The organism is Halalkalicoccus subterraneus, assembly GCF_003697815.1.
GTDB lineage: Archaea > Halobacteriota > Halobacteria > Halobacteriales > Halalkalicoccaceae > Halalkalicoccus > Halalkalicoccus subterraneus.
Map to the genome: position 1 here is coordinate 147,161 of NZ_RDQG01000078.1, position 23,586 is coordinate 170,746.

Below are 23,586 nucleotides of genomic sequence, written 5' to 3' on the forward strand. Positions count from 1 at the left end.
ATAACTGGACAATCATGAGCAACAGAACGAGCGAGATGAACGCGGTGATCTCCTTTCCGCTTCCGACTCCCGCCGTCGAACCAATTCTCACGCAGCTCAGAGACGTTAAGACCGACGTGGACTCCTACACCGTCGTCACGCAGGCTGAAACCGTCCTTTCCCGGCAATTCTCTTGCCGAGTACGTGTGGCTTGCGACGACGAGCTCTGTTAGAACATTGTGCAACACCAGCAATTGGAATCGGGTTAGTGTTGCACAAGGACTTAGCCATCTTATGCTTCGAGCAATTTGCGAGCGTGACTCAGATTATATCAGATGGTAGTTATACCTGAATAGGGACATCTCGACTGGCGTATATTGAATCACGGATCAAGCACTGTCACGATTGGAAGGTGATCCGACCGGAACTCGCCGACCCGTATCGGAAGCGTTCGGAAGCTCCGGACGTCGGCGTCTCGTGAGACCAAAATGTAATCGATTCGTCTCCTAAGTTCGTCACTGAATTCATGGTAGGTTTCTCGCGGACCGTCGACCGAGTCGGCATAGTGGATCGTGTCGACCAGCGGACTCGATATACCGTTGAGGACGTTCTTGAGTAATAGACAGTACGGTTCCGAGTACGGATTGGCGTTCAGGTCACCCGTGACGACCACGGTTGCGCCAGCATTCTCCTCGGCGGCAGCGCGCTCACGGAGCATCCCTGCAGACTCAAGGCGCGCTCGCTCACCGATGTGGTCAAAGTGAACGTTAATGTGCCAGAACAGACGGTCGGTCTCGCGGTCGCGCAGTCTCGCCCAGACCGCCACTCGAGGTAAATCGGCATCCCACCCGACGCTGCCAGGTTCGTTGGGCGTCTCGGAGAACCAGAACTCCCCAGTTTCGAGCATTTCGAAACGGTCTGGACGCCAGGCGAGTGGCGCGAACTCGCCTTCTCGCTCACCGTCGTCACGACCAACGCCGTGCCACTCAAACTCGTCAAGTTCCTCTCGAAGATCATCCCACTGATTGGGCTGGGCTTCCTGTAGACCCAATAGATCCGGATTAAGGTCCCGAATCGTTCCGGTAACGCGGTCTATTCGTTCCTCCCAAGGGTATTCATCCTCCGGATTTGAATAGCGGATGTTAAACGTAACTGTCCGCACAGATCTATCGCGTGAGGAGGCAGCACCAAGTCCTGGTGTAACGAGACTACCAAGAGCTGCTGTACTGCCGAGTATGAAGCGACGTCGCGAGATCGATGGAACTGGATTCATAGAAATACCGTATATCCCTAATTATAAAGCAATTTGTATACCGAGAACATATTTAGAATGGTTCATATATAGTACGTCTGCCTATCCAAATATAGTACGAAGCCATGCAGCCTGGTGAGCTGGCCGTCAATAGTCTTTGTCTACACTACTCTTCTCTTCAAGAAGTTCTGGCTTACTCAGCTGCTTTTCTATAATAGTAACCGTCTCTCGACACCTTCTTATATATAATTTTACAAAATATTATTTACATATAGAATATTACTATAATATACTTCAATTAAATTTATATTAAACAATGTAGATGTCTATATTACATTATGGAATTTACTAGGCGAAATTTGATGAAAACATCGATCGCAGCCACACTCGGTGCCAGCGTAACCGGTGTAGCAAGCGCAAAACATTTGGAGGAAGTTGAGGAGTCAGACACTACCGGCGCGCCGAGTGTCAAGGGGAACCTCAAGCGATTCTCGACAACGGCGTATGGAGCTGAGGTGACCGGCCCATTCGTCTTCGAAGACGGAGGACTACTCTACAGTCTCCAGCATCCAAGCGAGGAGAATCCTGAGCCGTTCAACCGTGCCGGCGTAGGCTACTTCAGTGGTTTTCAGTTTGACCTAAGCGGTGACAATAACGACTTCACCGAAGTATCGACACCGCAGACGAGGGACGAACAGGGTATCGTTCGCTCGGGCAATGGCGAATACATACTGCTCGCGCAGGCAAGAGAGTCGATAAACGGTGGGACAGAGCGCCTCGGTGTCACCCAGACACCTGACGGGACCGCCATCACGATGGACGAGTTTTCGGGTACCCAATATGGTGCCGCCGCGACCAATCCCGACTGTAATCAGTTTGTCGCAACGAACGATGAGGGCACCGAAGGATACCTCTTTACGAACTGGGAGAACAGTCCCGGCAATGTTTCGCGGGTCCCGATCAGTCAATCCGATGACGGCGAGTGGGAAGCCGACTTAGAAAACGCGATCAACCTCGCGAACACCGAGCCGCTTCGCGACCTCGGCGGCACGCGAATCAACTGCTACGGCAACCTCACGCCGTGGAACACGATGGTTTCCTCGGAAGAGAATTATGCGCATCCACGCGTTTCGCTGACACACACGGTGAGCGACATCATCGACACCGGTTCCGGCAAGGGGATTATTGGTGCCGGTCAATTCTGGAATCGGCCGAATCCGAGCGAGATCGTCGACGCGATCGAAGAATACTATGATGAGTCGTTTATCCCCCAGGGAGACTGGGCACTGACGGGTGTCGAGTTCCTCGCGTACTACCTCGGCGCCGAGCCAGTCGATCAAGCAGACAACGAGACGAATGACACGACTCCGATTGGCGATGTCTATCCGAACCCGTATCGCTATGGCTACCACGTCGACTACCGCAAGCCGACAGCGGCTGTGCCTGAACCGATCAAGTACTACGTGATGGGCCGCGCATCCTGGGAAGCACCGGATTTCTTGGGCGATGAGCGGACCGTCTATGGCTGTTCGGACGGCGACAGCAAGGGCATCTACAAATTCGTCGCCGACGAGCCGATCCCGAGCTATGAGGACCCAATGGATCTCGAGGGAACCCTCTATGCCCCCAAGATTACTAATGACAAGGCGTCTGTCGCCGACTCGGATGAGCGAAACTCCCCTGCGGATGTGAACCTCGAGATCAAGTGGATGGAACTCGGTCACGCGAGAAACGCCGAGATCGAGCAATGGATCGCTACCTACGACGACGTCACTCAGCTACACTACCTCGAAACCCACGCCGAGACCGACTGGCGAGATGATCTCGACACGGCGCTCGAAGAGGCCGACTGCGAGGTTATCGAAAACGGCAACCAGAACTATATTACCAACGAGGAGATCGTCGAGTGGGCCGATCAGTGGAACGAAAATGGGCCACGGGGTGTCGACGAGGGCCTCCGCAAAGTGCCGTTCCTTGAGACCCGTGCAGCCGCGAAAGAGATCGGCGCGTCGATTGAGTTCAACAAGGCCGAGGGCGTCGACAGTATCGACGGTTCCGGCCCGGGCGACTTCGTCTATTTCGGTATCTCTGAGTTCAATGACGACATGGCCGATGACACGGGTGACCTCCAGATGGATCGTGTCGATGGGGGTGTCGTCTACCGCGGAGAAATCGAACTCGACTACAATGTCTCGACGCTCGAACCGGTTATCGTCGGCCCTGATTTCACTGATCCACCCGCTGATGCCGACGATGCGCTTCGCAACGTCGACAACGTCTACGTGATGGATGACGGCCGCGTCCTCTGCTGTGAGGACGGCTTTGGCGGTCCTGCCCGATCTTACCCCAACGATGGGCTGTACGTCTACCAGCCGAACGTCTTGGTCGACGTAGAGTCAATAAACGTGAATCTCGACGACACCGCGAGAGCGGATCTGACAGCATCGTTCCTACCGGCTGGCGTTTCTGGCGGTCGAGTTACCGTTTCCGTCTCTGACCCGGCAGTAGTGTCGATCGCAGATGTTTCGTTCCCAGATGAACTAACGGATACGGCGAGTTCGATCTCCAAGGATATGTCGACGGTAACGGTCCGGTTTGCCGATGTAGGACAGAACTTCCAACCTGGCGCAATGAACGTCGTTCTCGCGTCGCTTGACCTAGAGGCCGAGAGTACGGGAACGACCGAACTTACAGTTGAGGTCAACCGACTAGACGACGATGACGGCGACGTAATCGACGCTGAGGCCCGGTCGGGAACGATTCTGACTGGTCCGTTGGCGGTCGAGGGAGATGACGCGCCTACCGATCCTGACGACGACGGTCGCTACGAGGATGTCAACGGTGACGGTGAAGTGGACGATGAAGACGTCGACACGCTGTTTGATAACTTCTGTACAGAGAGCGTCCGCGAGAATGAGGAAGCGTACGACTTCAACGAGAACGGGCGCCTTGACTACGACGATGTCGTGAGTCTCTCGGAGGAGCTCGACTGAGGCGAGCGTCTAGCCTGTATCGCCGTAATCACCATTCCCCGATCTACACTCAAGACATGTCACAATCTAACGATCCACCCATACACCACGACGACTCAACCAGATCCCGGCGAGATGAATCGACGTTCCGTGAGTACATTCTCGACGTTCGAATTGTCGAGTGCACGTCATCGTCCGGTAACACTGACTACCGGTTCGAAGCACCGCAACATAGCGGGCTCACATTCGACGACGCCGATCACGCGGAGTTGTACGCTGATGTCTTCTTCGATGTCAACGGATTCCAAGAGACTGGAACGGGCGATCGGGGTGTTCCCCCAACAATCATTCAGGCAGGGCGGGACACCCTCGTCGCGTACTTCCTGACACAGCCAAACACGGACATCCATTGGGTTGCTTCGTTCTACGGAGAGAAACCCGAGAAGATCCAGCGGTACGTCTCGCGGGTTCAAAAACGTGCTAAAGGTATTCGACAGGGGGCAAAAGAGCGCGGGATTGAATAAAAGCAAGAATCACTACATTCACGATCGATTCATGGGTGTTTTCGGCGGACACGAGGTCCTGATGGCGAAAGGCAAGCGAGAGTGTCTTGCCGATCTCGAGTCTTTTGAGTCAATAGGCCTCTATCCCTGCTTCACCCTGTCCCGCTTAACTCACTTGGATCGAAATTTTGATCTCCGTAAGAAGAAACCGTCTCGATGCCGTCTTTTGTTTCCGGTCAAACGCGATTGGGAAGCGAGGAATCCACTTCACGTGCTCCTGAAGCCAGTTAGGTCAATTCGCCACGCCATATTATTTTGCGAAATGTAGGCTGGCGAAACTGGTTTCGATAGCTGTCATGGCATAGAGAAACCACCTGCCTGACTCCAGACTGCTAAGTCGGGAATAAGAGTGTCGGTTATCCGTCCGATTCCTCCGATACAGTTGTTCGAGACTCAGAAAACCTTATCAATCTAACATTCTGCCATTCAGCAAGGATCCTATGATCTCGATCGAGTTCCGATAGAGTGTCGTTGGATACGATTGCATAGGTAAGACTCAAGTCACTTTGCAGGTCCGCAGGAGGGGCACTCGTTAGCGGTCGTTGAGCATAGAACGAAGCCCGCCATAGGTTCGCCCCAAGAGGTTCGACTCCGACGACAGAACCTTCCGGAACTTCGTTTGCGACAGCCTGTCCGAACTGTTCTTCGTGATTATATTGTGGTGCCTCATGCTCCAGTGGGACACCTCCAACAAGCGCACCGACCAGCAAGGCGATCGCCATAACTGGAAGAATATACCCTACGATAGGATTAGAATTCGTCAATCTTGCATTGATAGACGACCCACTGAAACCACCAAGAACAACCAAAACTATTCCAAGAACGACTGCAACGGTCTCGAGAGTCACACCAGTGCTCCAGAGCATCAGTAACCCTCCGCCGACAAGCGCAAAAATCGCCGGCTTGTATTGACGATCTGCGGCGCTAACCGCATACCCGATTATCAATGCGCAAGGGACTAGCATCGGCATGATATACCAACCGTGGTTCCCGGTGATGACAAAGAAGACGAACGTCGTGGTAGCCCACCATACTAGAAACAGCGGTTTCTCGAGTTCGTCCTGGGACCACGCGTATAAGAGGCCAGCAGCAAGTGCCGGGAAGAGCAGGTAGACCCATGGATCAAAAAACGTGGGAAATTCTCGGAAATACGGATATCGCATGAACGAAAAGAGCGTCCCTGATTGGGTGACGAATGCATTTCCCGTAGCTCGACCCACGACCTGCGTCAGAAAGATCTGCTGGATGAATTCGTTCCCATATCTGAACCATGCATACAGTGGCCATGGCAGTGCAATGGCCGCGGTCACCCCGATCAGTGTCACTCCTTCTCGGGTAACGAAATCCCGAATATAATAGAGTGCCACTGGAGCCACTGCGATCACGAATATACCTGCATTAAATCCCTTCGAAAGGAGCGCTAATCCTGCTGCAATTCCGATGAGAGGCAATCGCTCGGAACGTCGGTTCGTGAGTGTCGTCCAAGTCAGGTATACGAACAGAGTACCGAAGAACAGTAAGGGGACATCAGTACTACCAGTCCGTCCACCGTGTGATCCGATAACGATCAGTGGTGATGTAAAAATGATGGTTGTTGCGACCAATCCTGACTTTCTATCCGATAGCTGTTTTCCGAACCAGTAAGTAAGCATTCCTGAGAGAATTGCCAACGTCGCAACCGGTAATCGGATCGCAAATCGCGTATCATTGAACAGTTTGATAGATATCGCTTGCAGCCAGAACACTAAGGGCGGCTTTTCAAGGAATGGCTGGAGTTCAATCCCTGGTTGTTGAGGATGGAAATATAGCTGGGGGATGAGCCAATTACCTGTCTCGACCATCTGCCACGCAACGTTCGCGTAGATCGCTTCGTCCCATCTGATAAGCGGATGGTAGCCCACTGTATAGACGAATACATACGCGCCGATCACGGCGATACTCAATAGATACCAGATATCAGTTCCATTGGAGACAATCGCGTTCTTCGTCGACCGTCCCAATCGATCCGGACGGGGGAGACGGAACTGTAGTGAAGACGTACCACTTTCCCCAGAGCGTGTAGAGCGTTGTTCGTCTTCGATTTGTTCAACCCGGCTCATATATTTTCAGCCATAACTCGCCAGGTATACAGACTCTCTGCGACATAGTTGACGACCATTCCAGCGCCGATCCCAATCATGTTTGCAACCGTCGGCCACAAGTCAATCCCCCGGAGTTCGAGTGAGACTTCTATGACGTTTGTCAAACAATAGAGTACCAAAAACGCGATCATGAGTCCGACCGCGCGGACCATATGCGACTTTATCCACCGCCGGCCGGATGCGATCGCACCGATCCGACCTTCGTTGGCGAACGTCCACCGGTCGTTGACAACAAACATAGTCGAGATAGACATCTCTGCGCCGACCGCTTTCGCGGCGAGTGGCCCGAAACCGATGGTCGTCGTCAGTATTGCAACGATAATCGTTTCGATCGTCGCTCCGACGATGCCGACGGAGACAAATTGGCTGATTCGTGCTCGATGAAGGAGCGCATCAATTTTTGATTCAGTCGTCATCTTCGCTATCAAATCCGGCTTTCGTTAGTGTCGAATGGTTGGTTTTCGTGATGTTCCGGAACCGTGGACTTGTTGCGATCGCGTCGGTCCGTCGCTTGACATCGAAGAGCGCTGTCGCCAGCTCGAGTGCTGTCGAGACTGGATTAACTGTTGAGTCAGGGTGGTCTTTCCAGTCGACGGGAACCTCAGCTATATCATACCCAAGTGATCCGGCGACGCTTACAAACTCCAAATCCCAGGCGAACCCGGCCTCATAGCAATGATGCCCGATAGAGTTCCACGCTTCCGCGCGGACGGCCTTCGCTCCACACTGATAGTCCCGACACTGTGTTGGAAGCAGTTTTCGAGCGGCGAATGCGAACACATCGCCGAGAAATCGGCGGATAGTGGTCTGGTGGGCAATGATGTGTGAGGCGGGATGGCGACGAGACCCAATGCTCACATCGGTTCGGGAATCGCTGACATGTCGAACAACATTATTTAGTGATGCTGCTGGAATAGATCCGTCCGCATCAGCAAAGGCGAGTACATCCGTTTCTACTGCGTCGAATCCTTCCATGATCGCGCCGCCCTTTCCGCGCCGGTTGGTCGAAACGTTGACGACATCGGCCACGTCTTTAAGCCGGTCGACGTGCGCCTGTTTGGGGGCGTCTATTTCAACGCGAATGATCTCTGGAGTGAGTATGTGGCGAATTCGTTCGATATAGTGTTCGAGGGTTAGAATATCTGGATCGTATGCAGGGATGATAATACCGATCGATGGGTCAGTTGTCATCGTCGAACCCCAATTCTCGCAGTGAAGTCTTCACCTCATGCCCTCCGTGTGTCCGTGTGAGATGATCCCACGCGTCCCATCTCGCTATATTGGTTTGGAATGTTTTTCATATGGCCGATATAACACAGATCACAATGACACTGACGGTCCTTGCTGGATGCATATGAGGTAGTCCTAACTGCAACTATCTTTAAAAATAGTTCAGATGTTGGTAGCAGGGATCTATTGAGAACTGACGCGCCGTTACCAGTACGAACTCGAAGAACGCGGGTCTATCGGATTCAACCTCAATCATGCAGTGACCGGTGTCGGTGGGACACCGACTACCCCGCTACCTGAGTACCAGGTTCAGCCTGAACCGATGGACTTTGCAGTCTCGCTTCGACCGTTCGCTAATGAGGATCCAATGGAACTATCAAAGCGGCGACTTCCATCAACGGAGAGTAGTCGATAGGTGCAGATCGACATCGTCGTTCACCCATAAGTCGGTCCAGACGGGACCAGCAATTATCATACGCAACCTTAGAAAATCTATTAGCAGTATGGATCGGCATTTTGCATCAATCACCGCGTGAAATCGTGTTCTTCGTGCGGCCAGACGCTCTGCATCACCGAGTAGGCCTCCAATCAGATATCGATCATCGTCTGTATTAGCCATTGAAACGTTGATCACGGCGTAGCCACCGCATGTCACAGTATTCGTTGCGAGTCATCAACCTTCCTACTGGCCGTTATTCTCTGGGTCGAGAGATTGATGTTCAGTTCTCGACCTCGCCATCTTCCCATCCTTCGGAGAATATGCGCTCGTCGGGAACTCCCAACTCATCGAGATGCTCCTTGGTGTCGACGACCATCTGCGGGACGCCACAGACGTAGAAATCCCTGTCAAGCCCGTCGAGACGGTCGTTGAGGTGTTCTTGTACGTGTCCGGTTGGGCCATCCCAGTCCTCGTCGGAAAGCGAGTAGACTACCGAGAGTTGACTGTACTCAGTAGAGAGCTGATCGAGGGTTTCACGGTACATGATGTTCTCTTGGTTTTTCTCGCCGTAGAAGAAATGAACCTCACCACCCCCGACCTCGAGATACTGTTTGAGCATCGCGATCATTGGCGTGATCCCCGTCCCTGTCGAGACGAACACGACGTCTCTATCCATATCCTGCAGGGTGAGATTTCCTCCGAGGTCGCCAAGAGTTATCGTGTCGCCGGTTTTGCGCTCATGCATATACACTGAGGCGGTTCCGTCGTCATAGCGTTTAATGGCGAGCGTGATTTTGTTGCTGCCCGGCGTATTGGTGGCGGTGTATGGCCGGACGACCTCCTGGTCCTCGTCCTCATCAGGGTCGTCCTGTTCAAACTGGACTGTCGTATGCTGTCCGGGTTCGAATTCAAAGGGCTCGTCGGCTTCAACGACGAACTGTTTTACCTGTGGGGTCATCTGGTGGATCGATGTGATCGTCGCTTCGAACGACATATGGGGATAACCGATGGCAAGTCTCCTAAGTGGCAGGTTTGCGGAAAATCGAGACAGAGCAACGCTGGAGAACTATTCCATCTATCAACGTGAGTGCCGTGGAAGGTATAGAACGGCACGTTATAGCGGATGCCTTCTTCTGCTTCTGGAACGGCCGACTTGATTAGCTCACGAAGTTGTTCGAGCGTCGGACGGGCTTCGGTGCCCGCATTGGCAATGTATGAATCGACGTTTTTTGGCGTTGACATTCCATCGTCACCGTAGTCTACACACGGATTGCTCCGTCATAATGAAACCGACGAGTCTCAGTGTTGACCGTTATATTCCATACTACCAGACACCAATCCGCCGTCACGCTGAAGAGTTCCTTTGTATGTTCTCTCCGTCGCCGTTTCATCGGCGTCATCGATCCTCCCGGCTCCATGTCTGTTACCGCTGGCGGCTCCAGCAAAGACACTACTGGCGATTACCGCTCCAATTCCTCCCAACACGTATCGTCTATTGAACGTCGCTCGTCTCATGATTGATCACCCTTCGAGGGTCTACTATCTTACGTTCAGCCCGAGCATAGACCTTCTGTAGAACGGTACGAACGGTCGCTGCCTACGTGCACTACTGATCTTGCTATAACGCTCATTCGAGAAATAGACTGCCACTCATAGGATTATCGTATAGCCCTCCACTCTATTTGAGCATAAAATCCCTACAGGCGATCTGTAAGCGTTAGGTCCATTTATCTACAATTTCTCTGCTGGTTCCAATGGGTGTGATTCGAGGGGTGGCATTGGTTCGATCGGTGGACGAAGATCCCAGGTGTGGGTCTCGATCGAGAGATCCTGAGCTTCAAGGGTGACCTCATACAAGATATCACACCCGCACATACACCGTTCGGGGCCATTGTCGAGGATGATCGCGTGTTCGCCGTGCAGGTTAAAGTCTGGATCGAGCTAGTCCTGCCGGTCAGCAGTGATAGTCGGGGCGTTGAGTCCGTTCATATTTAGACCAGAGGTTGGGATCCTGCCATAGATATCAAGTAGTGTTACTAGAATCGGATCGTGTTTCGATATTAGAGATGTCTAATCACAGGTGGTTTTACATAACTGTTTCTCAGCAGTACGAGACTATAGACTTTGCTTCTCCAATTACTAAGGAAAATATGGCTGTTTTATGTATTCTAAATGGTTGTTCAGGACCTTTATTTTGTTATGCTACCTACAAGAGTTACATTCAGCGATCGATCGTTTCCGCTGGATGTAACAGAGGAAACACTAACAATGTCACTACAAGCATTAGTTGTAAGCAATAATATAATTCAAGTACAGGCTCCAGGTTTCCTTCAGGAAACCATCGCAAACATCATCGCGTTTATCCCCGCGATCATTGGTGCCGTCATCATCCTCCTGATCGGCTGGATTCTCGGCCGAATTTTCGGGAGTATTACTACTCGAGTCCTTGAGAGTATCGGCCTCTCAGATCACACTCAGCGCACGCCACTTGGAAGTGAGACGGATCCCGATGGTGGTATTGCCAGCGCAATCGGTACGCTCGTCTCGTATATCGTATACTTCTATGCTGCACTCGCTGCAGCTGATGTGCTCGGTATCGCTATCCTTTCCGAATCCCTTTCAGAGATTGGTGCATTCCTTCCGGTCATCTTCTCAGCCGCGGTTATCCTTGTTATCGGCTTTATCGTCGGCGGAAAGCTCGGTGAGATCGTCACCAATATCGTCAGAGGCTTCGGGCTTAACACCTATATTCGAGATACTCCCTTAGAAGGCGTTACTACCTCCGCTGGAGGTATTGGGAACGCTACTGGAAAGCTCGTTGAGTACGCTGTGTACTTCTTCACGTTGTTGACAGCAGCAGACACGCTCGGTATCACCGCTCTCTCACAGTTGCTGAACGACTTTGCGGCCTTCGTTCCTGCGTTGATCGGAGGTCTACTCGTGTTAGTTGTCGGTGTCTTCGTCGCGGATGCCCTCGAAGACATCGTTGCGAGTGTTGACGCGAGCCGGCTGACGACATTAGCCGGACTCGGTGTGAAACTGTTCGTCTACTACATCACGATCACGATCGCGCTGGATACGATCGGCTTCAGCACGGCTGTGTTGACGACATTCTTCACGGCAGCAGTAACGGCACTGTTTGGTGCACTTGGTGTGGCCCTAGCACTTGCCGTTGCCATCGGTGTTGGTTGGGGGAGTAAAGACTACGTCGCAGAGAACATTGACGACTGGATGGCCAGTGCACGCCGGAGTGTCTCGGGACTCGACGAAGAGTCACCCACCCGATCAAACTCGGGACATGGTGAGGATCCACACACACGGTCACGCGATGATTTCGATTCATCAGACCCAACTGACGATTAGGGAACTCCTTCTGTAAGTAGGAGATCCTGGCAATCCATTTTTCCTGATTTAGGGTACTACCGGGGAGTCTGAGTACACTCCATCCGTAGACAGGGCTATAGCGGAAGCCGCCGGGATTAGGCTCGGAGAGACCGGCGCCATTGCAACCGACTCGTATCGGGAGACGAATCTGGCGGATGTGTACGCAGCAGGAGATTGCGTGGAAGCCGAACACGTCGTTACCGGCGAACCGGTCTACGTTCCGCTGGCATTGACCGCAAATCGATCCTAATTGTGGATGAGGAGGGTGAGGTGTAGATGTCGATGAGAATGATGCATTAGCCTCAGATCGAGAGGCCATCGAAGAACTCCATCGTTCGGTCGAAGACTTCGCTCGATATGGGCGTCGAATTTCAGATCTGTCAAATGACCATCGATCTGATGGACTACGATGAAGACGACTTCTACGACGGTGTTACTACCGGCGTCGGTGCCGCGACGGCGCTCCAGGATGCTGGTCGTCCTCCCTCAAAGACTATTGACGGGGAGGGAGAATGAGTTACTTAGTATGAGTTCACGAACATCAGAAGAGTGTGTAACACTGGCTGCTGATACAGCAGCGGACCAAGATGCGCGATCACATGCGATTCACGAACTCAAGCTAGCAAACGAGTGCGATGAGCTTGCCAAACTCGTCTTGAACGAGAATATCGAGACCCAATTTCGTCAGCAAGCGCTACAATCTCTCGAGACACCGCAGTGTGATTCAATGCTTCAGCGGCTTGTTGAGGATGACTCTCTCCCTCAGTCTCTACAACAGGAGGCCGAGAAACTCCTGGAGGAGACCGAGAACTCGTAAGAGGCACCTTCGGGTAATCTCGAGGGCTGAGTCTCATATTGATTATTGAATAACTGTGGGTCGTGGGATTCTGATCCCGGCACCAGATATCCTGAACGCAGACCGACGAACAATATCGGCAACGATGGGCTCTGGATTTCAAACGTGGGTGAAGTCAACCTAGTCGTTGAGACAGAGAAGAGTACTGCATACACTATCGATCCTGGCCAGGCGGGTAGGTATATGGATCAACTGGCAGGTTCGCCTTCAGTGCAGTAGTTAGGCCAGTTCGTGATCGTCGAGGTTTCCCAGTAGTGGGTGATGTATCCAAGCAAGGCATCGAATGATACGTGTTCGCTCTCTTAGAGACCAAGGCCGACTTCGCCCACCGAGAAGATCGGACGGTCGCTCTCATTTCCACGGGTTCGGCACGAGGTCAGCCTGCACCCGAGCGCCGACCTCGATCCGACAGTCCGAGCGCGGTTCAGCCACACAGAGCAGGACGTACCCGTCTTGCCGGTGTCGGGGTTTGAGCCCCCGTGGCCGTTCAACGTGGACAAGGTCCCCCTCCAGCAGACGCCCTGTACAGGTGCCGCAGGCGCCGTACAGACAGCCATAGGGGACGCCGAGCTCTTCACGCTCGGTGGCGTTAATGACCGTCTCCGACTCGGCGACACCGACGGTCGCTTCCTGGCCGTTGCGCCACTCCAAGGTGACCCGATACATCGGCGGCTACTGCCAGACGTCGCTGGTACAGTCGCCACCGGGCCATCGAATTTCGTGGGCACGGGCCGGGCCACCGGGCGCGTCACCAAAGTCGACAACGAACTCCTCGTCGAGTTCCATCTGCCCCTCCTCAGGGTAGACGTCCGCCTTCAGCATCAGCGATCCCTCCTCGCCGATTTCGGGGTAGAACTGGTTGTCCCATGAGGAGAACAAGGAGGTAGTCCAGTAGAGCCGCCGCCCGTCACGGGACAGTTGGAGCATTTGAGGGGCACCCCGGATGTCATGACCCGCAACTTCTTGTCGGTCGCCGAAGTTGCCCCCGGCCCACACCTGATCCACCAATCGGGGATTGCCTGTGTCACTGATATCGTACATCCGCACGTCACCGTGCAGCCAGTTCGAGAAGAACATGTATTGGTCATCAAGCGACAGGAGGAGATCGGTCACGAGACCGGGAACAGGCATATCCCAGTCTGGATGCTCGCGGTCCTTGATGTCGATCACTTTCTCCCACCCCCAGTTTCCGTCGTCCTCCTCCCAAAATCGGACGACATTCGAGGAAAGTGCAGCGCCCACGTATCCCTCTGTTTCCTCTGGGTTGTGGGGCATCCGGATCTCCAGCGGGATCAGCCCTTCCTCACCAAAGGTGAGCGTCTGGCGGTGTTCTTTGGTCTCCCAGTCCCAGATATGGATGCTGTCGCCGTACTTGCCGGCCTCCACATCCTCCATATCGAAGCCAGGGTAGTAGGTCTGTGGCGCCGCCCACTCCGTCGAGAGCATGACGCCGTGTCGGGGCTGGTACCAGTAGTCGTAGTTCATCTCCATACCACCGCGGTCGCTCTCCCAGTGGCCGTCGATGGAAAAGTCGTCCTGATTGAGCTGGAGGAAGCCACCAGGGAGTTCGCCGTCAGCGTTGCCAAGCATACTGATGACGATTTTCCCTCCGGGAACGCAGTGAACGGTGTGGGGTGCCGAGAGGTCGTACTCGAACACGTCCTCGGGTTTGATTACCTTCTCGATCGCCGGCTGTCGGGGATCGGAAGCGTCGATGATGTGAATTCGCGAGGAGCGCTGACCAGGGACGATCAGGTGATCGCGGGTCAGTCCCTCGGCATGGCACGACGACGAACAACTGTTCCAGCCGAAGTGGTGAAGTTCGTCACCCTTGTTCGGCATCTCAACGGTGTCGATCAATTCGGCATAGGTGTCGGAATCGGGGTCCACATCCACAACGCCAATGAAGTCCGGGCTATCGACGTCCATCCCAACCCGGGGTGCCATGACAAAGGCGGTCTTCTCGCGTTCGGATTCCGTACGCATTGCCGCGGGTGTTGGATAGCCTGGCCCCTCCACCTCGTGGTGTTCATGCCCGTGTGTCTCGGTCGAGTGACTGGGCTCATCAGTACTCATGGTAGTATATAGCACAGTCAACTTGACCATAGATAGTAATTTCGCTCGTTTGGGTACAGGGATGATACTAACGGTTGCTTGGAGCGCGTGTTTAAGCGTGTCTCGTACGGATTTTCGTATCTCTTCTCAGTTTGCACCCCTATCTAACGGGTGTTTCAGTTGGGACGGTAGTATACTACTAGAATTTCATCAAGATTGGATCCCCACTCTCTACCGCGCCGACGATAGGTTCCCGATTCGTCGTCCTTCTCAGTAATTGGGGTATCGTTCTGATCACATGGAGGACTGTCTCTGTTCCAGACAAGATACCCAACACCAGTAGATATCTAGTGGCCACCAGAAACGGAATGGAGACCGACGATACCAACGAGAATCACGCTGATGAATCCGATCCGAGCAAGGGTTGCAGGTTCATCAAACAGGACGATTCCAAGCGAAGCCGTCCCAACAGCACCGATACCAGTCCAGACAGCGTACGCCGTGCCTATAGGGAGGTCTTTGATTGCCTGTGACAATAGAACCATGCTAATGATGAGGGCAATAGCAGTACCAAACGTCGGGACTGGTTTTGAAAAGCCGTCTGAATATTCGAGTCCAATCGCCCATCCGATCTCAAACAAGCCAGCCAGTATCAAGAGAGGCCACGACATCTCATCGTTTAGCTACTCATTCAGTCGAACTATATCTTCTGCTAACCTACCGACTTGATGATTGGTTTTGCCGAGATTAAGCACATTCTCTGTTTGATTGACCTCTATATGCACCACCTCATTCCTATCGCAGTCTAAGGATTTCAGTAGAGTTACCTATATCTCATCTGTGGCTGTGGACACGGATTCCCATCTCTTTACGTAATTAACCTTGTGCAACAAAACGATCATGAATGTGAGGTATTGTACAAGGTGGCTCTTATTGAGGAGCGACTACCCTCAGTTGGATCTAATCAACGGATACGCCCCTCCACTACCGGCTGACATTATAAATATTAATCTGTTGACTTCAATCAGATCCTCAGAAGAGGGGCGAATTCGTAAAGATCGGTTTATCAATGGTGAGTACGTCAATACTATCTTCTTTGCGTGATCTACATTGTGACGAATAACATTCGGCACGCTGCCAGTGTAGTGTTTCAGAGATAATATAGTGATATTAAATTTCCTCCCGAGAATCGCTGGGTCAGTCGTTAGAAGTTTGATCGTAATATATCCACTCATCCAATAGCTATAATATCATTCGACATATAATAACAAGCAATATTTAAGTTCCATGTGTCATTTTGTCTAATTACTCTGAGAGTAGATCTCAGAATGAGACTTACAATGGATAGAAAACACATACTCATTCTCCTCATGTGTACTGTGGTTCTAGGAGCAGGCTGCACCAACATGGGAGGCGATGACGGAGGAAATGGTACTGGAGGCGATCAAACACCTTCTGAAAGCGAAGACCTTGAGAACGAACAGAACGAGAGCCGTAACAGCTCGGGCTCACCATTTGGTGAATCTAACGAGTCAGAGGCAGACAATGAGGCTGATTCCAACTCGTCAGCAGCGAATTCACAATCCGACGAAGGGAATAGCGGCGAATCGACCCGTGACTCAGACACCGGAACCTCGGCTGAAAGCAACTCTAACACTGAAACGTCGGACGAAAGCACCGAAAATACCAACACAGAACCGGACTACTACTCACTCACCGTAACGATCGTCGATGCGAATGATGAGCCGATAGAAGGCGTCGATGTCACAGCCACGCACGATGACTCAGGTGGGGAGCGAACACTCACGACCGATGCGGATGGGACGGTTGTCTTTAGTGTCACCAATGGTCAGTTCACGCTCACCTCAACACCTGATGATGGAAGCCAAATCACCGAGACGGTGACAGTCGATGGCGATACATCGTCCACAGTTGAGAGTGATGCCTCTGGCGACAGTGGTGGGCAGGAACAAGAACAAGAGAACGAGGAACAGACCAACGACGAGAGTGGGGATAGTGGCGACGGAGATAGTGATCCAGAGCCCGAAGACGAGAGTAGTGACTCTGGCTCCGATTCATCCATAGATTCGGATTCGGACACAAACAACGACGCTGATCCGGACACTGATTCAAATTCGGATTCATCCACGAGTTCGAACTCCGATGACGAGTCGGAATCGAACGCTGATTCGAACTCTGAATCTGACTCAGATACTGAGACCCTGTCCAGATCGAACAATTCAGGTGACGACTCCGGCAATGACTCCGACCTAGATTCAGACGGCGACGATGAAGAATCACCGGAAGAACCACCAGAGGAGCCACCGGAAGAACCGCCCGAAGAGCCGCCTGAAGTAGATTTGAATTGCGATGACTTCGATACGTGGGAAGAGGCTCAGGCTGCCTACGACGAATATCCTGACGATCCCTACGGGCTTGACCCCGACAGCGATGGAATTGCCTGCGAGACGTTACCCGGCGCTCCGAATAACGCGTAGGACGATCAGAATGGGGATTATTGCTTTACTGGGCCGAACTTTGTCATACTAATCTGGTTCGACAAGCCCTAATATAGTCTCCTTCTCATTCCTCGATATAGATTATTTATTCTAGCCAATCAATGATTATAGAGTGATAACTGGCTATTTAGTCTGTGGACAAAGAAAGAGAAAAGCAAAGTGAGTCAGATGATTGTTCTATGACAATAATATATCTGCTAACTCTTCAGTGTCAGCAACGGTAATATCTGGTTGATGAATCCAGCTCCCATACGGGTTCTCATGCCTGTTAAGAAACGCTCCGCGCATTCCGATTGCCTTCGCCCCCACGAGATCGAATGTGTGAGAAGTTACGAATACGACTTCATGCGGTGCGACACCGAATCTTTCACAGCACAGATCATACGACGCTCGGTGTGGTTTGTACGCGCCAGCATCAGCGACTGACACAACCCCATCAAGCTCTGTCTCGAAGTTTGGACGTACTGCATTGAGCATGTCCGGGTCGCCGTTCGAAAGTCCGACTAATTTGTACTCCTCGCCTAAGCGATCCAGAGCTGAGTCTACGTCCGGATAGGGTTGAAGGGTCTTCCACTGCCGGATGATTCGACGGATTTCCTCGTCAGGGACGTCGAGCCCGAGTTGCTCTATTCGGTAACTGAGCGCCCGACGACTAATCTCCTTGAAAGGTGTATGGGGTCCGGGAATCAACGAATCAATCATCGAGTCTCGGAAGTGCATCGCTAGATATCGTCGTAGTAAGATTTCCGGGTCATAATCGCATCCATGATCGGTCAGCAATTCATCTAATGCAGGGATTAGTGTCGATTCACGATCGAGCAACGTATCCCACAGGTCGAAGGCAAGAACGCTCGCCTCTTCTTGGATCGTTTCCGCAGCAATCTTGGACATTTGGCGAGTGAATATACGGCCATCTATACAATAACATTATGTATTATGGAGATTATCGAAATAAATTTATCAATGAAGAGATAATTGAGTACATGATTGAATCGAGTGCTACAGATAAGACAGACTAGGTGCTCTGAGACTTAACTGCGAGTTGCCCACAGGTGAGCCGATCACGAGGCCATCTGAAGATGAAACTCGAAATAGATAGTTCCATGAGAATTTAGACCACCTGTCGATGTGCCATCAAACGCAAAGTAGATAGTCTGAAATGTCTGATTACGTCGGTTTCCCATAGGAAACATTAAGCCATCAGCACACCTTGAGGTAGTACTGAACATTCACTCCGGTGAGATGTATCAGGAGTAATTATGAAAACGTCAAACGGGATTGACAGTGTGCGAAATAGCGAGAAGAGTACCAGGGAGGGATGGCGATGATTAGTGAATCCCTTAGCTATCTCAGAGGAAGCGAGGACCTCTGGAGAACAGTGATTATTGGTGGAATCCTCTCACTGTTTGGATTCCTGATTGTACCCTTGTTCGCAATCACAGGCTATCTCGTTCGTGTTCTTGACCGGACTGCGAGTGGTAACGATGAAGCGCCCGGTTTTGAGGACTGGAGCGAGCTGATCGTTGAGGGTGCGAAGGCAAGCGTAATCATGTTTATCTACGCGTTCGTCCCTGTGATCGTTCTGATCGCGTTCGCCCTGAGCGCCGGTCTGCTCGGGTCGACCGGTAGCGACATCCTCGGAACGATCGGCGGACTTGGTATCTTCGTGGGCATGTTGCTCTGGCTTGGATTGAGCCTACTTGCGGCATATGCCATTCCCGCAGCACTGGCGAACTTCGCGGAGAAGCGGACCTTAGTGTCTGGATTCGAGGTCAAGACCATGCGTCGCGTGCTGATGGACAAGACTTACGCTACCGGTTGGCTGATGGCATTCCTTGTCATCATCGGTGGGGCCGTTGTCTCCGGCCTACTCAACGTGATTCCGATCCTCGGCTTCATCGCTGGTGCGTTCGTAGGGTTCTACGCCATCGTAGCAGCCTACTATATCATCGGCCACACTTGGGCTGACATCGAACAGATTCCCATTCGGGACCGTCCCGAACCACAGGAACAAGCTCAGATCTAACTCGCTCTTTTTTTAGTACTCACATTCCTGATGACTATTTAAAGACGGCCATTTTCGAACATTCCTGGCTTGAGAACTCCTAAGAGTTCTCGGCCCGTATTACCGAACGAAATGGCGACGAATCGAACGCTCGGCGGTGGTCTCCCGAGCGGGGTTGGTGATCACCGAGGGTGACTATTGAGTGCCCGAGCGGGAATGATATTGCCTACAATGATTCGGACCGGCGAGATTTAGCTAAACTGACCAAGCGAGGTCTGGTTTTCCTTAAGCGACCGAGCATCAATGCCGAGCGTCGTTTCGATATGAGTGGCGAATGCGTCAGCGAATCCGTGTTGCGTGAACACTTGCTTTGGATTTAACGTTTCGACAGTCGCAGTGAGTTCACTAAAATCGCTGTGATCGGAGAGTACGAACGTCTCATCGTAATCACCACGATATTTGAACGAGTCTTCGATGGCCCAGCCGGAAAAACCAGCCTTCAGTGCACCGGTGTTTTCGACGATGTGATCGACGAACGAGAGCTTGTTCGTCTGTGCTGGAAGAACCAATACATCTCCAGCTCCGATCGTCACATCACGGCCGTAGCGCTCGGCGGCAAACTCAACATTGTGGATAGATTCAATAACGTCGTTCAGTTGCTCGATAGCTTCAGTCACAAATAATCGGTCACGCTCGGATCGAGCAACGAGCAACTCGAGTTCCTGTGCACGTCCAAGCGTGTAGCCAAACAGGATAACGGGTGTATCATTGCTATCGTTCAACCAGTCGATGATACGGCTTTCGAGTGTCCCCTGATCCTCGAAGACGTACTCCGGTTTCCCATAGGTGGATTCAGTAACGAGTACGTCGACATCGTGCTCAGCGGCAACTGCTCCAGCGTCGAACCCGTCGAGAGCGAACCGATTCCGTGTCGAGAAGTCGCCAGTATAGAGGTAGGTCGTTCCATCGCTGTCCTCGATAATAGTAGCGCACGACCCCGGAACGTGACCTGCTGATACCTGCTCGATCGCTGGATGTGACGTACGCGACAGCGATCCCTCATCCTCTCGTCGGGCAGCGGCAAGTCGGGCAGTAAGATCCGAACAGATCACGTCGGTTGGGGCTCGCGTGTACAGGTGGTCACCATGGGCGTGACTGAGAACGACGACATCGCCATTAGGTTCGGTCGCATCTGCGACGACGGTTTCCCCAGTTGTGAGGTCGATTCGTACTCCGTCACGGAGACTGACCGCTTCTGTTGCCGTCATCGGTGGTTGCCCTCAAGTTGCGTTTTCCACACCAGTACCTCGTTCCTGTGATCGATCATCACTGTTATTGTTCCTCGTAAAGGCGTTCGACGCGCTCGAATTGATCAGCGTCCTCAGGACCGAGATCGTCGCGGAATCCACCAAATCGAGGGAACCGGAGTGCGTACCCCGAATCGTATGTCGTCGATTCTTGGATCTCTTCGTATTCGACCTCGATGACGACTTCTGGGCGAAGTTTCGCTGTTCGGCCATCAACTGATTGAATCAGTGGCTCGAGTTTTGCTGTAATTTCGCGGAGTTCAGCATCGGTCAGCCCCGAGAACATTCGCCCGACCTCGCGGAGTTCTTCGTGCTCGGTGTCCCAGCAAGCGAGTCGCAGACGACCTAACCAGTCGCTCTTGCGACCCTCGCTCCATTTCGCCTGTACAACGACGAGATCGAGCGGTTCCATCATCGGTTTCACTTTCAACATATAGCCGACACGCGATCCCGGCTGATAGGGAGCGTTCATGTTTTTCACGATCAGGCCTTCCTGACCGGCCTCCAGTGCGTCGGCGTAGAACGCTTCGGCTTCCTCAACCGACGTTGGTCGGAGATTCTCCGCCCGCTGGATCGTCGCTTCATTTCTATCGTGGTCGATGAGTCCTTCGAGACGTTCGATTCGTTCGGATAGTGGCCTATTGACGAGGGGTTCGCCGTCATGATAGAGGAGGTCGAAGACGTGAACGGTCGCAGGATACTCTGCCGCCATCTCTTCGATATCGTTCTTTCGCTTGATGCGCTTGGAAAACTCCTGGAAGGGGATCGGACTGTCCGTTTCAGGGTCATACGCCACTACTTCAGCCTCGATAATGGCATTCTTGGCGATGATTTCCTCACGGACGGCAGCGACGATATCCGGAAACTGAGTCGTGACGTCCTCCAGTCGCCGGGTGAACACGCGAACGTTATCGCCATCGATATGAATTTTCGTCCGCATCCCGTCGTATTTGTATTCGATGAGTGGCTGCTCGGTCGCGTCGAGTGCGTCGGCGACATCCTCGGCCTTCTGGGCGAGCATGGCCTTCACTGGTCGGAGTAGTTCAACGTCGAGGTCCTCGAGTCCGTCACGACCCTGCTCGCGGGCGGTCTCACCAACAGTCCGAAAATCGTTCGTGACTTCGTAGGCTCGTTCGACAGTTTGGATCGCTTCGTCGGAGCCATCGAGAAACGCTGTGGCGAGGGCATCACGAATCGTCCCTTCCCCGACTCCCAATCGCATTGCGCCGACGATGGTTCGGACGATATACCGGGCCTCGTTCGGTTCGGCGTCTGCAAGCAAATTCGCAATATCATTGATGCGTCGGTCTTGACTCCCGGTTCCTTCGTATTCGGTGAGGCCACGAAGGGTCTCATAGACGGTCTGGATATCGAGCGTGTCAGAGACGAGGGTGGTCTGAGCGCGGTTTTCGATAGCGTTTGCGGCGGCGTCTCCAAGATCGCCGGTTTCGCGCCACCACGACTCTATCTGGTCATTGTTGACCCCGGTCGCGTTCGTGATCGCCTGAGCGGTGAGCGACGAGGAGACGCCGAGTTCATCGTGTTCCCAGGAGGCAAAGAGACGACCACGTGCGAGTTGGGTAAACTCTGGCAGCAAGTCACCTGCCTCACCGAACGCATCGGCTACAATATCGGTTTTTTCGAGCGTCGATGATGTTGCATCGAGGTGGTCATACATCTCGACCAGCCGGCGATACTCCATTATAGAAATCAACGGGAAGAACCCGCAAAAGGGTACGCATTGCAGTTTCCGGCCATCAGAGAGGGGAGCTGCTTCTGGTGGTGCAATCGGTGCAATCGTAGTTCTCGTAGGACAGCTCCAAAGGTGGTAGAATAGTGGACTCCAGTCGGATTACGCTACACCACTCCGATTTGGGTTGTCAAGCTCCTGTTAATCATTGGTACTCGTTGTACCAGGCAAGAATGTCGCCGATCTAGAACCCTTCGGTGGGTATCTGGAAATACGCTCTGCGTGCGACTCGCGCTAAATGTGACTATTCTGGGATGGCTTCAACATTTTCCCACGTTCGCTCTCTGTTCTACGTCGCGGGATCGGCCTCTGTTTCGACTATCTCGCTCGCGCGACCAGTGAGGACTGCATTGACCACTGCGCCCAACAGCAGAATAACGGCGCTGAAGTATAGCCAGGTGACTAACAGGAGGATGCTCGCGATGAGATTGCTGTCGCTTCCACCCAGAGAGGCGTATACCTGAAACAGTACCTGCAGGATCGCCCATCCGATCGCTCCAAAGAGGGCCCCTGGAAGTACCTCACGTGGCTCGACGTCGATCTCCGGAAAGAGGTAGTACATCGGAAAGAACGCAATGAGGAGACCTCCGATAAGCAAGAGCGGTACTACGAGCCCGATGAACGGAATGAACGAAAAGAACGCGACGATATTAGTGGCGGCGACCATCGCAACGATCCCCACTGTGAGTGTTACGAGCATCACCAGTCCATTTTTGATTTGGCCGACAAACGACTCTTGGGCGGTCGTTTCGTAAATCTCCGAGAACGCGGTATCTAACCCACGAAACACTTTGAGCGCGCCCCAAACGAGGGTGAGGATCCCGATTATCGATGCGGTAATCGTTGAGCCGGCACCGGCGCCTGACTGCTGTTCGATCATCACCTGGATGACGCCACCGACTGACGGAGAGACGTTAGTAGTCGCAACTTCGATGACCTGTTGTTGCAGTTGGGGATCAACGTACGAGACAGCAAGGAGAACGAACATGAGCAGTGGAACTAGCGAGACGAACGCGCTGTAGGCGATACTTCCGGCCAAGAAGGTGACGTTCTTGTCGCTGAAGACATCTTTGACCAATTTCGCTTGTGAGACGACCGACTGAGTATCCATGCATCTGTATTTCAGCCCACACA

Annotated in this window: 20 protein-coding genes and 2 pseudogenes; 9 read left to right on the plus strand and 13 right to left on the minus strand. The window is 52.7% G+C overall.

What is annotated here, in order from left to right; translation table 11 throughout:
- Nucleotides 1-14 precede the first annotated feature (14 nt).
- On the plus strand, nucleotides 15-212 hold the full coding sequence (locus EAO80_RS16610; protein WP_122090940.1) for a hypothetical protein: 198 nt from the start codon (nucleotides 15-17) through the stop codon (nucleotides 210-212).
- Nucleotides 213-361: 149 nt separating this feature from the next.
- On the opposite strand, the gene EAO80_RS16615 is transcribed toward EAO80_RS16610, so the two are convergent.
- Nucleotides 362-1,252, minus strand: a complete 891-nt coding sequence (locus tag EAO80_RS16615; RefSeq protein WP_122090941.1) for an endonuclease/exonuclease/phosphatase family protein — start codon at nucleotides 1,250-1,252, stop codon at nucleotides 362-364.
- Nucleotides 1,253-1,593: 341 nt separating this feature from the next.
- Here EAO80_RS16615 and EAO80_RS16620 point away from each other — a divergent pair, with 341 nt between their 5' ends.
- Both EAO80_RS16620 and EAO80_RS20465 read left to right on the plus strand, forming a co-directional pair.
- Nucleotides 1,594-4,224, plus strand: a complete 2,631-nt coding sequence (locus EAO80_RS16620; protein ID WP_122090942.1) for an alkaline phosphatase PhoX — start codon at nucleotides 1,594-1,596, stop codon at nucleotides 4,222-4,224.
- Nucleotides 4,225-4,280: 56 nt separating this feature from the next.
- Nucleotides 4,281-4,727, plus strand: coding sequence for a hypothetical protein (locus EAO80_RS20465; protein WP_394343438.1), 447 nt, complete (start codon nucleotides 4,281-4,283; stop codon nucleotides 4,725-4,727).
- A 395-nt stretch (nucleotides 4,728-5,122) separates the two neighbouring features.
- Here EAO80_RS20465 and EAO80_RS16630 read toward each other — a convergent pair whose 3' ends face one another.
- The 5 genes from EAO80_RS16630 to EAO80_RS20875 all read right to left on the minus strand — a co-directional run bounded on the left by EAO80_RS16630 (nucleotide 5,123) and on the right by EAO80_RS20875 (nucleotide 9,818).
- A complete protein-coding gene (locus EAO80_RS16630; protein WP_162994053.1) occupies nucleotides 5,123-6,709 on the minus strand; it encodes an ArnT family glycosyltransferase in 1,587 nt (528 codons plus the stop codon).
- 152 nt (nucleotides 6,710-6,861) lie between these two features.
- The gene (locus EAO80_RS16635; protein ID WP_122090944.1) at nucleotides 6,862-7,323 is read right to left on the minus strand and encodes a GtrA family protein; all 462 of its coding nucleotides are present in this window, start codon (nucleotides 7,321-7,323) and stop codon (nucleotides 6,862-6,864) included.
- The gene (locus EAO80_RS16640; protein ID WP_122090945.1) at nucleotides 7,313-8,098 is read right to left on the minus strand and encodes a glycosyltransferase; all 786 of its coding nucleotides are present in this window, start codon (nucleotides 8,096-8,098) and stop codon (nucleotides 7,313-7,315) included. Before EAO80_RS16640 ends, EAO80_RS16635 begins: the two co-directional genes overlap by 11 nt.
- 758 nt (nucleotides 8,099-8,856) lie before the next feature.
- Nucleotides 8,857-9,570, minus strand: a complete 714-nt coding sequence (locus EAO80_RS16650; protein ID WP_122090947.1) for a ferredoxin--NADP reductase — start codon at nucleotides 9,568-9,570, stop codon at nucleotides 8,857-8,859.
- Nucleotides 9,531-9,818 carry an iron chaperone gene (locus tag EAO80_RS20875; RefSeq protein ID WP_122090948.1) on the minus strand — a complete coding sequence of 96 codons (288 nt, stop codon included), beginning with the start codon at nucleotides 9,816-9,818 and terminating at the stop codon, nucleotides 9,531-9,533. The genes EAO80_RS16650 and EAO80_RS20875 overlap by 40 nt, the downstream gene beginning before the upstream one ends.
- Nucleotides 9,819-10,748: 930 nt before the next feature.
- On the opposite strand from EAO80_RS20875, the gene EAO80_RS16665 reads away from it, so the two are divergent.
- The 4 genes and pseudogenes from EAO80_RS16665 (at nucleotide 10,749) to EAO80_RS16680 (ending at nucleotide 12,777) form a co-directional block, all read left to right on the plus strand.
- Nucleotides 10,749-11,939: a mechanosensitive ion channel family protein gene (locus tag EAO80_RS16665; RefSeq protein ID WP_245998682.1), complete on the plus strand. Its 1,191-nt coding sequence runs from the start codon at nucleotides 10,749-10,751 to the stop codon at nucleotides 11,937-11,939.
- 97 nt (nucleotides 11,940-12,036) lie between these two features.
- Nucleotides 12,037-12,204 (plus strand): annotated as a pseudogene (locus tag EAO80_RS16670) (FAD-dependent oxidoreductase); the annotation flags it as partial.
- 98 nt (nucleotides 12,205-12,302) lie between these two features.
- Nucleotides 12,303-12,476: pseudogene (locus tag EAO80_RS16675) on the plus strand (DsrE/DsrF/DrsH-like family protein); the annotation flags it as partial.
- Nucleotides 12,477-12,486: 10 nt separating this feature from the next.
- A complete protein-coding gene (locus EAO80_RS16680; RefSeq protein WP_122090951.1) occupies nucleotides 12,487-12,777 on the plus strand; it encodes a hypothetical protein in 291 nt (96 codons plus the stop codon).
- Nucleotides 12,778-13,167: 390 nt separating this feature from the next.
- Here the strand turns inward: EAO80_RS16680 and EAO80_RS16685 are convergent, their stop codons facing one another.
- From EAO80_RS16685 to EAO80_RS16695, 3 genes are all read right to left on the minus strand, one after another.
- Nucleotides 13,168-13,482, minus strand: coding sequence for a 2Fe-2S iron-sulfur cluster-binding protein (locus EAO80_RS16685; RefSeq protein ID WP_122090952.1), 315 nt, complete (start codon nucleotides 13,480-13,482; stop codon nucleotides 13,168-13,170).
- 6 nt (nucleotides 13,483-13,488) lie between these two features.
- On the minus strand, nucleotides 13,489-14,892 hold the full coding sequence (locus EAO80_RS16690; RefSeq protein ID WP_122091006.1) for a selenium-binding protein SBP56-related protein: 1,404 nt from the start codon (nucleotides 14,890-14,892) through the stop codon (nucleotides 13,489-13,491).
- A gap of 326 nt (nucleotides 14,893-15,218) precedes the next feature.
- The gene (locus tag EAO80_RS16695; protein WP_122090953.1) at nucleotides 15,219-15,542 is read right to left on the minus strand and encodes a DMT family transporter; all 324 of its coding nucleotides are present in this window, start codon (nucleotides 15,540-15,542) and stop codon (nucleotides 15,219-15,221) included.
- A 735-nt stretch (nucleotides 15,543-16,277) separates the two neighbouring features.
- Here EAO80_RS16695 and EAO80_RS16700 point away from each other — a divergent pair.
- Entirely contained in the window at nucleotides 16,278-17,369 is a 1,092-nt protein-coding gene (locus EAO80_RS16700) for a carboxypeptidase regulatory-like domain-containing protein (RefSeq protein ID WP_162994054.1), read from the plus strand.
- 198 nt (nucleotides 17,370-17,567) lie between these two features.
- On the opposite strand, the gene EAO80_RS16705 is transcribed toward EAO80_RS16700, so the two are convergent.
- The gene (locus EAO80_RS16705) at nucleotides 17,568-18,281 is read right to left on the minus strand and encodes a haloacid dehalogenase type II (protein ID WP_122090955.1); all 714 of its coding nucleotides are present in this window, start codon (nucleotides 18,279-18,281) and stop codon (nucleotides 17,568-17,570) included.
- 433 nt (nucleotides 18,282-18,714) lie between these two features.
- Here EAO80_RS16705 and EAO80_RS16710 point away from each other — a divergent pair, with 433 nt between their 5' ends.
- Nucleotides 18,715-19,416, plus strand: coding sequence for a DUF4013 domain-containing protein (locus EAO80_RS16710; RefSeq protein WP_122091007.1), 702 nt, complete (start codon nucleotides 18,715-18,717; stop codon nucleotides 19,414-19,416).
- Between the two features lie 230 nt (nucleotides 19,417-19,646).
- Here the strand turns inward: EAO80_RS16710 and EAO80_RS16715 are convergent, their stop codons facing one another.
- The 3 genes from EAO80_RS16715 to EAO80_RS16725 form a co-directional block, all read right to left on the minus strand.
- A complete protein-coding gene (locus tag EAO80_RS16715) occupies nucleotides 19,647-20,663 on the minus strand; it encodes an MBL fold metallo-hydrolase RNA specificity domain-containing protein (protein WP_122090956.1) in 1,017 nt (338 codons plus the stop codon).
- A gap of 64 nt (nucleotides 20,664-20,727) precedes the next feature.
- On the minus strand, nucleotides 20,728-22,404 hold the full coding sequence (locus EAO80_RS16720; protein WP_122090957.1) for an ATP-dependent DNA ligase: 1,677 nt from the start codon (nucleotides 22,402-22,404) through the stop codon (nucleotides 20,728-20,730).
- 337 nt (nucleotides 22,405-22,741) lie between these two features.
- Entirely contained in the window at nucleotides 22,742-23,530 is a 789-nt protein-coding gene (locus EAO80_RS16725; RefSeq protein ID WP_245998683.1) for a YihY/virulence factor BrkB family protein, read from the minus strand.
- Between the last annotated feature and the right edge of the window lie 56 nt (nucleotides 23,531-23,586).

Bases quoted from the DNA above. Each gene is read 5' to 3' on its own strand.
- EAO80_RS16680 (WP_122090951.1), top strand. From the start codon at position 12,487: ATGAGTTCACGAACATCAGAAGAGTGTGTAACACTGGCTGCTGATACA.
- EAO80_RS16715 (WP_122090956.1), bottom strand. From the start codon at position 20,663: ATGACGGCAACAGAAGCGGTCAGTCTCCGTGACGGAGTACGAATCGAC.
- EAO80_RS20875 (WP_122090948.1), bottom strand. From the start codon at position 9,818: ATGTCAACGCCAAAAAACGTCGATTCATACATTGCCAATGCGGGCACC.
- EAO80_RS16665 (WP_245998682.1), top strand. From the start codon at position 10,749: ATGGTTGTTCAGGACCTTTATTTTGTTATGCTACCTACAAGAGTTACA.
- EAO80_RS16610 (WP_122090940.1), top strand. From the start codon at position 15: ATGAGCAACAGAACGAGCGAGATGAACGCGGTGATCTCCTTTCCGCTT.
- EAO80_RS16705 (WP_122090955.1), bottom strand. From the start codon at position 18,281: ATGTCCAAGATTGCTGCGGAAACGATCCAAGAAGAGGCGAGCGTTCTT.
- EAO80_RS16640 (WP_122090945.1), bottom strand. From the start codon at position 8,098: ATGACAACTGACCCATCGATCGGTATTATCATCCCTGCATACGATCCA.
- EAO80_RS16720 (WP_122090957.1), bottom strand. From the start codon at position 22,404: ATGGAGTATCGCCGGCTGGTCGAGATGTATGACCACCTCGATGCAACA.
- EAO80_RS16620 (WP_122090942.1), top strand. From the start codon at position 1,594: ATGAAAACATCGATCGCAGCCACACTCGGTGCCAGCGTAACCGGTGTA.
- EAO80_RS16700 (WP_162994054.1), top strand. From the start codon at position 16,278: ATGGGAGGCGATGACGGAGGAAATGGTACTGGAGGCGATCAAACACCT.
- EAO80_RS20465 (WP_394343438.1), top strand. From the start codon at position 4,281: ATGTCACAATCTAACGATCCACCCATACACCACGACGACTCAACCAGA.
- EAO80_RS16685 (WP_122090952.1), bottom strand. From the start codon at position 13,482: ATGTATCGGGTCACCTTGGAGTGGCGCAACGGCCAGGAAGCGACCGTC.
- EAO80_RS16635 (WP_122090944.1), bottom strand. From the start codon at position 7,323: ATGACGACTGAATCAAAAATTGATGCGCTCCTTCATCGAGCACGAATC.
- EAO80_RS16695 (WP_122090953.1), bottom strand. From the start codon at position 15,542: ATGTCGTGGCCTCTCTTGATACTGGCTGGCTTGTTTGAGATCGGATGG.
- EAO80_RS16710 (WP_122091007.1), top strand. From the start codon at position 18,715: ATGATTAGTGAATCCCTTAGCTATCTCAGAGGAAGCGAGGACCTCTGG.
- EAO80_RS16615 (WP_122090941.1), bottom strand. From the start codon at position 1,252: ATGAATCCAGTTCCATCGATCTCGCGACGTCGCTTCATACTCGGCAGT.
- EAO80_RS16690 (WP_122091006.1), bottom strand. From the start codon at position 14,892: ATGAGTACTGATGAGCCCAGTCACTCGACCGAGACACACGGGCATGAA.
- EAO80_RS16650 (WP_122090947.1), bottom strand. From the start codon at position 9,570: ATGTCGTTCGAAGCGACGATCACATCGATCCACCAGATGACCCCACAG.